The organism is Megasphaera hutchinsoni (genome assembly GCF_001553405.1).
In the GTDB taxonomy this organism is placed as follows: Bacteria; Bacillota; Negativicutes; order Veillonellales; family Megasphaeraceae; genus Megasphaera; species Megasphaera hutchinsoni.
Window position 1 is genome coordinate 20,912 of sequence record NZ_KQ960952.1, and the last position, 14,129, is coordinate 35,040.

Genomic DNA, 14,129 nt, shown 5'->3' on the forward strand with positions numbered 1-14,129 from the left:
ATGGAGAAAATGAGAATGGAATCATTTGACCAGACTCAAAGCAATGTAGAGAAGATTGCGGAGTTATTTCCTAATTGTATTACAGAAACCGTTGATGAAAACGGCAAGCTGAAGAGGGCTATCAACTTTGAGTTGCTCCGCCAGATGCTTTCCGGTGATGTTCTGGAGGGCGATGAGGCTTATGAGTTTACATGGGTAGGAAAGAAGGCAGCTATTGTTGAGGCTAATAGGCCAATTCGTAAAACACTGCGACCATGCCCGGAAGAAAGCGTAGACTGGGATACCACGGAGAATCTGTATATTGAGGGGGATAATCTTGAGGTTTTGAAGCTCCTGCAGGAAAGTTATCTTCATAAAGTTAAGCTGATATATATTGATCCACCTTATAACACCGGAAGAAATTACATTTATAGAAATGACTTCTCTGTGGGAAGTGAGGAGTATGATGAGCAGGCTGGACTTGTTGATGAAGAAGGCGATCGACTGGCAGCTAATCCTGTTGGCTCTGCACGTTTCCATTCAGCATGGCTTACAATGATGTATCAGAGGCTGTTACTTGCAAGAAACTTACTGACAGACGATGGAGTCTTAGTTTGCGCGATTGATGAAAACGAATTGTCTTCACTTGAAATGCTTTTAAAGGAGATATTCGGGGAAGGTACATATGATCATGTTTGTGTGACCGTTATTCATAACCCACGTGGACAGCAAGGAAAGAATTTTTCATATACGAATGAGTATGCCATTTTTGTTTTTCCAAAAGCACTTAAAGTAATTGCTGATAAAAGAATACCGGATGATGAGGTTAGTTGGTCGCCACTGAGAAATTGGGGTAGCGAATCAGAAAGAACGGATGCCAAAAATTGCTTCTATCCTGTGATAGTACAAAATGATCAAATTGTTGAATTCGGTGATGTATCTCCGGATGAATATCATCCACAGCAGACTGTTAGAGATGGAGATAAGTATTATGTATATCCAATTGATAGACAGGGCATTGAGAGAAAATGGAGATACGCAAGACAAACTGTTGAAAGTATTTGGAGTATGCTACGCGCCAAGAAAATATCTGGTGGATATGATATTGAGCTTGGGAAGACCTTTGGAATTCAGAAGACTGTATGGGATGACAAGAAATATGATGCAAATGAATATGGAACAAAGATTGTCAGTGATTTAGTGCCGGGTGGCGGTTTCTCCTTTCCAAAGAGTTTATATACTGTTTATGATTCTGTTTACGCTGCAACAGCGGAGGATAAAGATGCCATTGTAATGGACTTCTTTTCTGGTTCAGGAACAACTGCGCATGCGGTAATGAAGTTAAATGCTGAGGACGGCGGTCATAGAAAGTTTATTATGGTTCAGCTGCCAGAGGACTTGAACGAAGCAGTTTCACGTCCGGGCTTGGATGCGAGATTGAAGTCGAATATTGAAGCAACGATCAAGTATCTTACTTCTCAAGGCTATGAAGCGACGATTTGTAGTATTGGCGAGGAAAGGATTAGAAAAGCCGGAGAAAAGATCAAAGAAGAGAGTCCGCTTACATCAGCGCAGCTTGATACGGGATTTAGGGTATTTAAGCTTGATGATAGCAACATGAACGATGTCTATTACGCCGCTGGCGATTATAGTCAGGGGATGCTGTCTATGTTGGAGTCCAATGTAAAGTCAGATCGTTCCGATCTCGATTTGCTGTTTGGCTGCCTTCTTGAGTGGGGACTCCCGCTCTCCATGCCGTATGCGTCAGAACAAATTGAAGGTTGCACAGTTCACACTTATAACGACGGTGATCTGATAGCCTGCTTTGACGAAAATATTCCTGATAGCGTAATTAAGGAAATCGCCAAGCGACGGCCACTTCGAGCAGTATTCCGTGACAGCAGCTTTAAGGATAGTCCTTCCAAGATTAATGTCGGTGAAATTTTCAAAATGCTGGCACCGGATACAAGGGTCAAAGTGATTTAAGGAGGTGGCATCCGTATGAGGATACAATACAAACATCAAAAATTCCAAGCCGATGCTGCCAAGGCTGTCGTGGATGTATTTGCAGGTCAGCCTTATTTGACGCCTACCTATATGATGGACAGAGGAACCGGTATGTTTCAGATTGGACTGAACGAGGAACGAGATTATACCGGTTGGAGTAATCAAAAGATTGTGCCGGAGCTTTCCGACCATCTTATTCTGGAACATATACAGAAAATACAGCGTACAAATCAGATCCAGCCTTCATCGAAGCTGGAAGGCCGCAGCGAGGGCTTCAATCTCACAATCGAGATGGAGACCGGTGTCGGCAAAACCTATACTTATATCAAGACCATGTATGAGCTGAACCGTGCCTATGGTTGGAGCAAGTTCATTATTGTCGTACCGAGCATCGCCATCCGTGAAGGAGTGTATAAGTCCTTCCATATGACGCAGGAGCACTTCGCAGAGGAGTACGGAAAGAAGATCCGTTTCTTTATTTACAATTCTGCACAGCTCACGGAGATTGACCGCTTTGCTTCCGACAGCTCCATCAACGTCATGATTATCAATTCGCAGGCGTTCAATGCCAAGGGCAAAGACGCAAGACGTATTTATATGAAGCTGGACGAGTTCCGTTCCCGCAGGCCGATTGACATCATTGCGAAAACGAATCCGATCCTGATAATCGATGAGCCGCAGTCCGTGGAGGGCAAACAGACAAAGGAACGCTTGAAGGAGTTCCAGCCGCTGCTGACGCTGCGCTATTCCGCTACGCATAAATCGGACAGCATTTACAACATGATTTATCGTCTGGACGCTATGGAAGCATACAACAAGCGTCTGGTAAAGAAGATCGCCGTCAAGGGTATCACCGAGACCGGCAGCACAGCCACGGACAGCTATCTCTATCTGGAAGGTCTGAATCTCTCCAAGAGTGATCCGACTGCTACGCTGCAGTTTGAAGTTAAGATGGCCAGCGGTACACTGAAGAAAAAAAGCCGTATCGTGAAAATTGGAGATAATCTCTACGACTATTCCGGCGGGCTGGAAGAATATAAAAACGGTTTTGTGGTAAAGCAGATCGATGGGCGTGACGACTCCGTGGAATTCCTGAACGGCATCAAGATTTACGCCGGTGATGTGATAGGTGCGGTTGACGAAGACCAGTTGCGCCGTATCCAGATCAGAGAGACGATCCTTTCGCATATTCAGAGAGAACGTCAGCTCTTTTATAAGGACATCAAGGTGTTGTCGCTGTTCTTCATTGATGAAGTAGAACATTACAGAATTTACGATAAAGCAGGACAGGCGCAGAACGGTATCTTTGCCACAATGTTCGAGGAAGAATACCGGGACGTCATCAGCAACATGCAGAGGGAGATTGGCGATGACGAGTATATGAAATATCTCGAGGCTATACCTGCAGACAAAACGCACGCTGGTTATTTCTCTATCGATAAGAAAGGCCACATGATCAACAGTAAGGTTGCTCGTAAAGAAACCACCTCGGATGACGTGAGCGCCTATGAGCTGATTATGAAAAACAAGGAATTGCTCCTTGACCGTGATCCGAAGAAGTCGCCGGTGCGCTTTATTTTCTCACACTCTGCGCTGCGCGAAGGCTGGGACAATCCTAATGTATTCCAGATCTGCACGCTGAAGCAGTCCGGTAGTGATGTCCGTAAGCGTCAGGAAGTAGGCCGTGGCCTGCGCCTTTGCGTCAATCAGGACGGAGAGCGTATGGATACCAATGCGCTCGGAAACGACGTTCATAACGTGAATGTTCTGACGGTTATCGCCAGTGAGAGCTACGATTCTTTTGCTAAGGGACTGCAAACCGAGATGGCGGATGCTGTTGCCGACAGACCGCGTGCAGTTACAGTTGACCTGTTTGTCGGCAAGGTTATCAAGGACGATAAGGGTAATGAACAGGTTATCGATCAGGATACTGCTTCGGCGATCCACTACGACATGATTGTAAACGGCTATATCGACCGCAAGGGTGTCCTGACGGATAAGTATTATGAGGATAAGGCAAACGGAGAAATCAAGGTCGCAGAAGAAGTAGCTGACTCTGCTGCCTCTGTTATTGAAATCGTTGATTCCATCTACGATGCTCGCAGCATGCAGCCTGAAAATGCCCGCAGCAACAATGTCGAGCTTCAGGTGGATGAGGACAAGCTGGCAATGCCGGAGTTCAAAGCTCTGTGGTCAAAGATCAATTCCAAGTCGGTTTATGTGGTTGACTTTGATACTGATGAGCTTATCAGGAAGTCTATAGCTTCCCTTGATTCCAAGCTGCGTGTTTCAAAGATTTACTTTCGGGTAGAGTCCGGCGCAATGGATACCATCAAATCGAAAGAGGAGCTGGTCGCCGGAGCTTCTTTCGCGAAGGAAGAGTCTGCCGGCTATGGCGTGACCATCACGGCAAACTCGAATGTAAAATATGACCTCATCGGAAAACTGGTGGATGAGACCGGCCTTACACGAAAAGCGGTTATTGCTATCCTTCAGGGTATTCAGCCGCACGTGTTTAATCAGTTTAAGGACAATCCGGAGGAATTCATCGTCAAAGTCGCTGCGTTAATCAACGATGAGAAAGCCACGGCAATCATTGAGCATATTACCTATGATGTGCTGGATGAGCACTATGGCATGGATGTTTTCACCGATCCTACCATCAAGGGCAAGCTGGGAGTAAATGCCATGAAGGCAAAGAAGCATCTCTACGATCATATCGTTTACGATTCATCGAATGAGCGCGATTTTGCCACAGACCTTGATACGAACACCGATGTCGCGGTTTACGTGAAACTGCCGGATGGATTCTATATTTCCACACCGGTCGGACACTACAATCCGGACTGGGCGATTGCTTTCTACGAAGGCAAGGTAAAACACATATACTTCGTGGCAGAGACGAAGGGCTCCATGAGTTCGATGCAGCTGCGCCTGATCGAAGAGTCCAAGATTCACTGCGCGAGAGAGCATTTTAAGGCTATCTCCAATGGAAACGTGGTATACGACGTAGTCGATAGCTACAAGTCCCTGTTAGAGAAGGTGATGAAATAAGAATGGGAGGGCTGACTGATGGCGACACGCGGAAAGAACATACAATTATTCTTGATGTACGGTGAGTCTGGAGGAAGAATCAAATGCACTCTCGCAAACTGGACGGGTGTTGCCTATAAGATTCCGAGAACAGAACTCGACAAGTGTAAAGAACGTGATGACCTGAAACAGAGCGGAGTTTACTTCCTTTTTGGGACTTCTGATGAGACGGGCAAGGGCGTCGTATATATCGGGCAGGCTGGTGCACGTAAGAACGGCGAGGGTATTCTCAATCGTCTGCAGGAGCACAAGCGCAATCCGGAGGTGAGCTGCAAAGGCTTCGCATCGCGCAGCTTCTTATAGGAAAGATGCATGATTTACTTATCGTTCTGGATGAGCCTACAGCATCCTTGTATCCCGCAGAGGTTGACTTTATGATAGGCATCATGGATGAGATGCGCAAGAAGAATACATTGCTTGTGGTAGAGCATAACGATAAGGTCATCGAAAAAGCTGATCACAATATCTATCTTGGACATGACGGGGGCAAGAACGGCGGTTACCTGATCAGTAAAGACGAGTATATGAAGCTGCAGGAGGTTCTCTGCCTTACCAGTTTTTCAAGAGAACATCTTGTGACACCCGAGTGCTGGATTCGGATTATGTCGATTATGCAGGAAGCGAGCTGGAAATACCGCATGGATCTATACTGGGGTTCTGCGGAATGTCAGGCTGCGGCAAGACGACGATTCTCAGAAAAATTCTCCCCAAGTGTTATGAGGATTACCTGTATGTTTCACAGAAGCCTTTAAAAGGACAATCATTTACTACAGTGGCCACATACACGAAGCTCCTTGACGAGATACGAACCTGTTATGCAAAAGCACTTGGGAAGGATAAAGGTTATTTTTCTCAGAGAGGCAAAGGTGCCTGTGATAAATGCGGAGTACATCGGAGACGGAAACTGGGAATGCCCGAAGTATGGCAGAGTGATTCCTTTCGGGGAACCGGATGATGACGATGACGGCGAGAGCCTCAGCGTATATGACGCTGCTTTGATCTGGGCTTCTAATGGTAAGGACGAGGAGTATACCTTTTGCTACAGTGAGGACGAACTGGAAAGGGCTCTTCGTTGACCACTTCTCGTTAACGACCAAATACCGAAAAGGTCAAGTAAAAAAAGGAGAAAAGTATCAATATTTTCCAAGAATCTACTTTTCAATTTCAGTTCAAGGAGGAAATCAAATGGATATTAAGATTGAGTAAAAGAGAGCATCTAAAGTAGCCGGTATTAAATCGGATGTAACTAAAAGTTCAAATTTCCTAAAAGTTTGGGATAGACTGGTTGAAAAAGTACCAAGAGAAAAATTGGAAGAGTTTGGTAATGGTCAAATCTTTGGCATAGGATATGACTATATAATGGATGAAGAAGATTCATTTTTTGGTTGATATTTACAGATATTTTAATGGTGATTATTAAAGTGTTCATGTAGATTAGTGTAACTAATACTCTAAAGATAATACAATAACTATAAGAAGATTCTTTTAAATACTAGTAGAATCTGTATGCTATTTTAAGAGAAGGGAGTAATATGAAGAAATTATTTTTTAGAATATTTTTAATTGTTATTATTTTAGTAGTTTTAGTTTTTATTCTTAGAATATATAATGACCATAAGTATAAAGATATCAATGCTTTAAATTTTCCTAAATATTATAGGGATGTTACTAATATTAGTCTATATCCTACAGATATTGATGGAGTTGATGTAACTTATGTAGATGAGGGGGGAATGCAAGGATTTAGATTGGTACCTAAGGAAAAATCACATAAGGGTCTTGTAATTTGTTTTGGAGGTGCTGACGGAGGTCCCAATTTTGAAAATGCGGAGATATTAGCAAAAGAAGGCTATGAAACCTTTGCTCTATTTATGTTTGGTATGAAAAATCAAGAACAGACTTTGAGAAAAATTCCCTTAGAACAATTTGAAGATGTTATAAGTTATATAAATAAAAATATAAAAGACAATAAACCGATAAGTGTTTTGGGAGCGTCAAAAGGCGCAGAATATGCACTTAATTTGGCTTGCAAATATCCTGAAATAGATAATCTGATTTTGATAGCACCTTCATCTTATAATTTTGCTGGTCTAGATTTTAAAGATTATGGTTCATCATGGACATATAAGGGAAAGGAACTTCCATATATAGATATAAAAAAATCATCATTTAACTCATTTTTAAAAAATATTATTGTTCCAAATATTATTAAAAGTCCTATTAGTTATAAAGAAACTTATAACAGTGCAATAGAAGAAGACTCAACAAGCCAAGAAAAATTAATATCAGTAAAAGACATCAAGGCAAATATATTAATGATTGTGGGCGAAGATGATTTGATGTGGGATAGTCTTGCTATGGCAAATAAAATAAAAGAACAAAATTCTAAAGCAAAAATTTATTCTTATAAGGGAGCTGGACATATATTTGCTGGCAATGGTATTTTAAATTTAGGTAAAATTAGAGTTGCAACAGGTGGAACAATTGAAGGCAATGAAAAAGCAAGAAGTGAATCAAGAAAAACTATTGATGCTTTCTTAAAAGAAAATCATAAATAGATAATTACTTGTGTGTTCAAAAATGATAAAAATATAGTAAAAAAGAAGTAGAATTAATCTACTTCTTTTTTATTTTAAAATATGCTGTAAAATATAATATCTCGTGTCTTTATAAACTTGATATGAGCAGTAGATGGATGACATTTGAATGAAGATACTAAGATTTTTTCATCAGTTTTTTCACTCTTAGTAATATAATCTATTGCCAAATTTAGAGTTGATCTTATAGGATGTATTTTTGTAATTGCCATACTAATCACCAGAACTTTTTTTGCTTTATTAAGAAGTAGGAAATGGATCTGCCATATTTCTCTTGATAATTTTTCTATCTGTTTATGCATTGATTTAATTTCATTCTTGTAAATAATGCTGGTTGTATTAGTAGCTTTTGAAATCTGGTTTATATTATTTGTTACATTCGAAAGTAGCCATTGTAGGTTTCTAAATGGTTCTAAATCTACAACATAAATTTCTTTTTCCAATACACATTTTCTAAGAAAGTGGGACATAGTTTTGCAATTAGCAAGTTTCATTTTCTTTTCAAAAATTTCTTTTTCTTCATCTGTTAAATATATTTTTAGCTGATTATTTCTTTTTCTATTATCCATAGTATATCTCCTTATCATAAAATATTGGGGTCTTAGGGTTCTCCCTAACAAGGTAAAATTGATAAAAAAAGAAGCAGTCCATAAAGGTTCTGCTTCATCAATTTTTCGTAAGTGTCCGTACACTTACTGTGCTTGCTATTAAAGTTATAAGCGTTAAACTTGTTATTTAATTAACCAGGTCAAAGATAAAGGAAACGTCAAGGCCTTGGTCCTTATTCTCTATGGAAAATTTCCCATCATGCAATTCGGCGATTTGCTTAGCGATAAAAATTCCCAAACCATGCCTTGTAATATTAGTCAAATCTTCGTCATTAATTCTCTTTATTAGACCTTCATCTACCCCACAGCCTTGGTCTAAGACCCTTATAATTAGCTTATTATCAGAGTTTGAAATTATTAATTCGATTTTTCCCTCGGTATAGGCAAGGGAATTTTTTATGATATTTTCTACCATCCTATAAAACAAGGTTGGATCCATTTTGATTTTTATATCTGGGTCCCTTAGCCTATTTTCAAAGATAATTTCTCTTTTTGGGTTTTCATTTAACTTATCGACTATGACTTTTCGGATTACTTTTAAGGGGCTTTTTGCTTCAAAATTTTCCTTGTCGATGTTGGCAAGGGACATAGTTAGATTGAGGCCTTCTAGGATATTTGAAATTTTTAAAATTTGGTCTTGGATATTTTTTGTATCGAGGTCATTTTTGTTTTCTTTATTCAGTTCCCAGGAAATTTTTGCAAGAGGAGTCCTCACATCGTGGCTAACCCCTCTTATCCATTTACTTTGTGATTTTTTTAAGTTATTATATCTTTCGTTTGCCTTGTTAATTGAAAGGGCAAGGTCTCTTAATTCTCCACTTTCATCTAATTTTTCATAGTCGTCTTCAAAAAGTTTATCAATTCCCTTTTGAAATGGAAGAATATTTTTAAGGATGTTCCTTATATCTATTCTGTAAAAAATATAGACAAATAGCAAAAATAAAATTAAAAATAGGGCAAATATCCACAGGTTAAAAATTAATTTTTTGTAGCTATAGTAATTAAAGGGCAACTTATCTAGAGAATTTTTTGGATAGGCAAAAAGGATTAGACCACCTTCAATAATATAGGTAAAAACGGGGTAATCAGCCAAGTAATATCTGGTAAACCCAGCTACATCCGTGATCTCGAATTTATTTTTAACCTCTCTTGGCTTGTTGAAAGATTCGATGACTTTACCATTTTTATCTAGCCTTATGGCCCAAATATCATTTTCTTTTAAAAAGTTCTTATTATTTTCGTTGAGATAGGTATCTGTTTTGTTGTTATCTATATAAGTATAAACGTAATTAGGATTTGGATATTTATCTCCCAACTTGTAATTGAGGTAGAGAAAAGCCATTAGCGAAAATGTCAGAAAAAACATTAGGGCAAGGATTCTTATTATGATTTTTTTAAATTTTTTTATTATATAATTAAACATCTTAGTCTTCCTTCATCAGTTTATAGCCCAAACCCTTGATGGTAATTAGGATTTTTGGCTCTCTGGGATTGTCTTCGAGTTTTTCTCGAATCCTATAGATGTGGGTGATTAGGGTATTTTCATAACCATAAGAATCTTCCCAAATATTTTCCAATATGCTGTCAATTGACACAATCATATTCATATTATCGGTCAAATAGGCTAGGATTTTAAATTGGGTGGCAGTTAGGGGAATTTTCTTGCCGTTTTTTATGAGGATGCCCTTAGATTTATCGAAAATCACCTTGCCTAAAGATATTTTTTCTTCATTTTTAATTTTTTTGCTCCTTCTTAAAACTGCATCAATCCTCCAAAGGAGTTCATCAGGGAAAAATGGCTTGACTAGGTAGTCGTCGGCCTTGTTTTCAAAACCTTCCTTCCTATCATCTATCCCATCAAGGGCAGAGAGGATTATGACTGCCATATCGGAAGTTTTTGTTATTTCCTTTAAAAGATCAAAACCGCTACCGTCGGGTAGCATTAGGTCAAGGACCACTAGGTCAATTTTAAAATTCCCTAGTTTAAATCTTGATTCCTTAAGGTTTTTGGCGGTATAAACTTTTTTAAAACCCTTGTCTTTCAAAAAATTATATAAATTTTCCAATAAATTTGTTTCGTCATCTACTATTAGTATAGAAAAATTATTTCTAAAATCCATAAGTCCTCCTTGCTACCCTAATTATACACCAAACTTTTGATTTTTTTGTTTTTGTGATGTAAAAGTGACCTTGCTTAAAGCTTATTTTTATCTTAGCCTGGTATCCTTTTTGTAGGAGGAATAATTATGGAAAAAATCTTAGAAATAAAAAATTTACAAAAATCATATAACAAGAAGAAAGTCCTAGATATTGACTATCTGGAAATCGAAGAGGGTTCAATTTACGGCCTAATAGGGAAAAATGGAGCTGGAAAGTCAACTCTTATGAAGCTTATACTTGGACTTGTTAAAAAAGACGGAGGGGAAATTAGGGTTTTTAGCCAAGAAATAAGTCCTAGAAACCAAAAGGACCTTAACAAAAATCTCGGGTCCCTAATTGAAAATCCTTCCTTTTATGACCACTTAAGTGGCTATGAAAATCTTGAAATAATTTGCGAGCTTAAGGGAATAGATAAGGGAGAAATTTCAAAAACTCTTGACCTTGTTGGCCTTAATAATGTTGGCAAGAAAAAGGCCAGGGATTATTCGATAGGCATGAAGCAAAGACTTGGAATTGCAATCGCTCTTATTGGAAATCCAAAACTTTTGATCCTAGATGAACCTATAAATGGCCTTGATCCTCAGGGAATTGAGGAAATGAGAAACTTATTTAAAAATATGGTAAAAAACACTTCCACAAGCATTCTGATTTCTTCACACATCCTTGATGAGATGGAAAAAATCTCCACCCACATCGGCATCCTCAAGGAAGGAAAATTAACTTATAATGGAAGTTTGGAAGACTATAGAAAACTCCATCCACCATTTATTTCAATCCAAACATCTGACAATCAAAAAGCTGTTAATCTTTTAGACTTAGATCAGGTAAGGATAGATGGTAAAAAGATTATTTTGGGCAAAGTTTCTAACCAAAAAATTTCTGAGATAGTAAATTTCTTGCACGAAAAGGTTGATATATACAGGATTGAAGAAGAAAAAGAAAGCCTAGAAAAACTTTTTATCGAAGAAAGTAGGTCTTAATATGGCAAATTTAGAAAGAAAAAAATACAAAAGACTTGGGATAAATTTTTTAATACTAATAGTATTTTTCGCTCAAATGCTAATGGTAGCAGGGTTCAGCCATTCAAAATCATTTGCGGAGGGAAATTATCCCCTAGCCGACATTTTAGACACCTATTTATCTATTTCCTTATTGATAAATCCAATTTTAATCTCATCTTTGGTTAAAAAAGTGATTGAAATCGAGGAAAAAAACAAGATGTGGCAGTTGCAAGTAAGTCTTGGAGAAAAAGTAAACTATATACTCATAAATAAATTTAAAAACCTATCCTTAAAGCTAGTTTTATTGCAAATAGTAGAAGCTATTGTTTTTCTCCTACTTGCAAAAAAGTCAGGTCATTTTAATATGGACACTGACATGATCTTAAGATTTGGCCTGGTAAACCTATCCGCCATAATAATAAATTTGTTTTTTATGGCCCTATTTATGGTAATAGATATGAAGACAAAAAATGTCTACACCCTATCATTTATCTCAATAATTGGAGGACTAACTGGAGTAATCACCATGCTCACATCAAAGACTCTTGCCTTTGTAAATCCCTTTGCTTGGATGGCAAGTTTATTAAATATTTCTTATGTAAGTGAGGGTGGGAAATTTATCCAGGTTCTAAATCCAATAAATTTTTATACACCGGTCATTGCCCTTATCCTTTTAATAGCCTGCCTTGGCTACCTAAAGGCAATGAAAAATTATAATCTATACAAGGACTAGGAGGATTTATGTTAAAATTAGAATTTAAAAAAATAAAATTTACCAATATCTTGCTAGTAACTCTGATAATACCTCTACTAGCCAACGCCTTTGGCCTTATAAATTATATGGGAAATAGGGAGATCTTGACCCACGAATGGCAATCTTTGTGGACCCAGGTTAGCTTGTTTTACTTTTTATTTTTCTACATCCCTTTAATTGCAATAGTAATAGCAAGCCTTTGGGCAAGTGAACACAAGGCAGGGCTTAAATTTATCAGGCTTAGTCCAAAGAAAAATATGGACTTTGCAATTGCAAAGATAATCTTGGCCTTTATAATAATTTGCCTTTGCCAAATATACTTTCTAGGACTCTTCTATCTGGGAGGAAAATTTATAGGTGGTTTTTCGAGAATTGACTTTGACATATATATTTATTATACAGGCCTTAGCATCTTGCTGGCTTTGCCTATAATTGGGATATTCGGTGCCCTTGCTATAAGGTTTAGATCTTTTGGAATCATAGTGCTTTTATCCAGCACCTTTACCGTGCTTGGTTTTGTAACAGCTTACAAGGCCCTTAAAATAATAGGATTAAGCTATCTAGCAATAGTAGCAAATAAATTTAGATTTATAAACTCACATGATTTAGCCATACTAGGTATTTTTGCCCTGGGTGAATTAATAATATCCCTTTACCTATCTAATAAATTTTTAAAATATGAAAATAAATGATTTTTGAAAGATCATTATAAAAAGTGAATAAGAATTTGTCATAAATTTACAAAAAAATTGACCCCTTACTCGTTATAATAATCGAGTTTGGGGTCTTTTGGTTTTTTTATTTTATTTCTTCTATAGGAATGTCATAAAGGTCTTCGTAGAGGTAGGACTTATCAATCCCCTTCATGAAAACTTCTCTATCATTGATTTTATCTGTAAGGGCAGATTTAAGTAGGTGGTTGATTTCAAGTGTATTTACAACTGATCTTTCCATGGCGGACAGCTAAGCATATTTATCGATTGTTTCCCAATCTACACATTTTTTTAGTTTTTTTTTAAGAATTAAATGAAGCCAAATCCTATTCGCTTTGCCATTTCCCTCTCTAAAAGGATGGGCTATGTTCATTTTAATGTATTTGTCTACAATCACATCGAATATGGTTATGCGTGTCGAATGTCTAATGAAAAAAGCCATGATTATTTTGCCAATGATATTTGGAGTTTAATCAGTATGGTATGCTGAACTCCTTGTAAATTTAATTATGATAATAGTTGGTGTAGTAATGATGTTTGGGGAACTAAATAGGATGGATAAAATTGGTTTGAAAAATTAAATACAAATAACAATCGTAAAAGTTTCTTTCATTTTAGAGGATTTATGCCTAATAGCATAAGTCCTTTTTTATGTTCAAATTAATCATTAAAACTCAAAAATACTATAAAAAAATAAAAATTCTGGTTACCAAAGAGGGCAAATTTCACTTTATAAAGTGAGGGGATTTTGTCATCTTTCTATAAAAATCTAAATTCTTTGAAGTGTAAATATTATTGAGTTGCTAAAGTGAGATTAGTATATTTCATATTTAATTCACTTATCAAAGTAAAAAAATCAATTTATCGAGATGTTTGGTGACACACTAACTGAATAATCTGCATAAAAGGGGTTTAGCTTTTGCGGCATTGTAATATGTTTTTAAATCGTTTCGGCCATTTTGTTGGAGATGGGGTTAGGTAAGAGTGTCATTACCCTTACGGCTATAAAAAAACTGATGCTGGATTCCTTTGAGGTTTCCCGCACCCTCGTTATTGCCCCGCTTAGGGTGGCAAGTACCACATGGCCCGAAGAAATACGGAAATGGGAACATTTAAAGCATTTAACCTATTCGGTAGTAACCGGCGGAGAGAAGAAACGATTACAGGCATTACGGACACCGGTGCATATCTACATCATTAATCGGGAGAATGTGGAT

Annotated in this window: 12 protein-coding genes and 2 pseudogenes; 10 read left to right on the forward strand and 4 right to left on the reverse strand. The window is 37.8% G+C overall.

Features of this window, described 5'->3' with window-relative positions:
• From HMPREF3182_RS04075 to HMPREF3182_RS04100, 6 genes are all read left to right on the forward strand, one after another.
• On the forward strand, positions 1–1,965 hold the full coding sequence (locus HMPREF3182_RS04075; RefSeq protein ID WP_062485606.1) for a site-specific DNA-methyltransferase: 1,965 nt from the start codon (positions 1–3) through the stop codon (positions 1,963–1,965).
• 15 nt (positions 1,966–1,980) lie between these two features.
• Complete coding sequence (locus HMPREF3182_RS04080) at positions 1,981–5,040, forward strand: type III restriction-modification system endonuclease (protein ID WP_062485608.1); 3,060 nt, start codon at positions 1,981–1,983, stop codon at positions 5,038–5,040.
• A gap of 18 nt (positions 5,041–5,058) precedes the next feature.
• Positions 5,059–5,382: a GIY-YIG nuclease family protein gene (locus tag HMPREF3182_RS04085; RefSeq protein WP_062485610.1), complete on the forward strand. Its 324-nt coding sequence runs from the start codon at positions 5,059–5,061 to the stop codon at positions 5,380–5,382.
• A gap of 71 nt (positions 5,383–5,453) precedes the next feature.
• Positions 5,454–5,831, forward strand: coding sequence for a hypothetical protein (locus HMPREF3182_RS07695; protein ID WP_206445549.1), 378 nt, complete (start codon positions 5,454–5,456; stop codon positions 5,829–5,831).
• A 63-nt stretch (positions 5,832–5,894) separates the two neighbouring features.
• Complete coding sequence (locus tag HMPREF3182_RS07700; RefSeq protein ID WP_206445550.1) at positions 5,895–6,155, forward strand: hypothetical protein; 261 nt, start codon at positions 5,895–5,897, stop codon at positions 6,153–6,155.
• A 456-nt stretch (positions 6,156–6,611) separates the two neighbouring features.
• Positions 6,612–7,637, forward strand: coding sequence for an alpha/beta fold hydrolase (locus HMPREF3182_RS04100; RefSeq protein ID WP_062485614.1), 1,026 nt, complete (start codon positions 6,612–6,614; stop codon positions 7,635–7,637).
• A gap of 98 nt (positions 7,638–7,735) precedes the next feature.
• On the opposite strand, the pseudogene HMPREF3182_RS07860 reads toward HMPREF3182_RS04100, so the two are convergent.
• The 4 genes and pseudogenes from HMPREF3182_RS07860 to HMPREF3182_RS04115 form a co-directional block, all read right to left on the reverse strand.
• Positions 7,736–7,888 (reverse strand): annotated as a pseudogene (locus HMPREF3182_RS07860) (relaxase/mobilization nuclease domain-containing protein); the annotation flags it as partial.
• Between the two features lies 1 nt (position 7,889).
• Positions 7,890–8,245, reverse strand: a pseudogene (locus tag HMPREF3182_RS04105) (plasmid mobilization protein).
• A gap of 166 nt (positions 8,246–8,411) precedes the next feature.
• The gene (locus HMPREF3182_RS04110) at positions 8,412–9,707 is read right to left on the reverse strand and encodes a sensor histidine kinase (RefSeq protein WP_062485616.1); all 1,296 of its coding nucleotides are present in this window, start codon (positions 9,705–9,707) and stop codon (positions 8,412–8,414) included.
• A 1-nt stretch (position 9,708) separates the two neighbouring features.
• A complete protein-coding gene (locus HMPREF3182_RS04115; protein ID WP_062485617.1) occupies positions 9,709–10,404 on the reverse strand; it encodes a response regulator transcription factor in 696 nt (231 codons plus the stop codon).
• A gap of 126 nt (positions 10,405–10,530) precedes the next feature.
• On the opposite strand from HMPREF3182_RS04115, the gene HMPREF3182_RS04120 reads away from it, so the two are divergent.
• The 4 genes from HMPREF3182_RS04120 to HMPREF3182_RS07705 all read left to right on the forward strand — a co-directional run.
• Positions 10,531–11,424 (forward strand): ABC transporter ATP-binding protein, encoded by an 894-nt coding sequence (locus HMPREF3182_RS04120; protein ID WP_062485619.1) that lies wholly within the window; start codon positions 10,531–10,533, stop codon positions 11,422–11,424.
• Between the two features lies 1 nt (position 11,425).
• Entirely contained in the window at positions 11,426–12,178 is a 753-nt protein-coding gene (locus HMPREF3182_RS04125; RefSeq protein ID WP_062485621.1) for an ABC transporter permease, read from the forward strand.
• Positions 12,179–12,186: 8 nt separating this feature from the next.
• Positions 12,187–12,891, forward strand: coding sequence for an ABC transporter permease (locus tag HMPREF3182_RS04130; protein WP_062485623.1), 705 nt, complete (start codon positions 12,187–12,189; stop codon positions 12,889–12,891).
• A gap of 989 nt (positions 12,892–13,880) precedes the next feature.
• A partial coding sequence (locus HMPREF3182_RS07705; protein WP_235808647.1) for an SNF2-related protein occupies positions 13,881–14,129 on the forward strand: 249 nt, incomplete at its 3' end.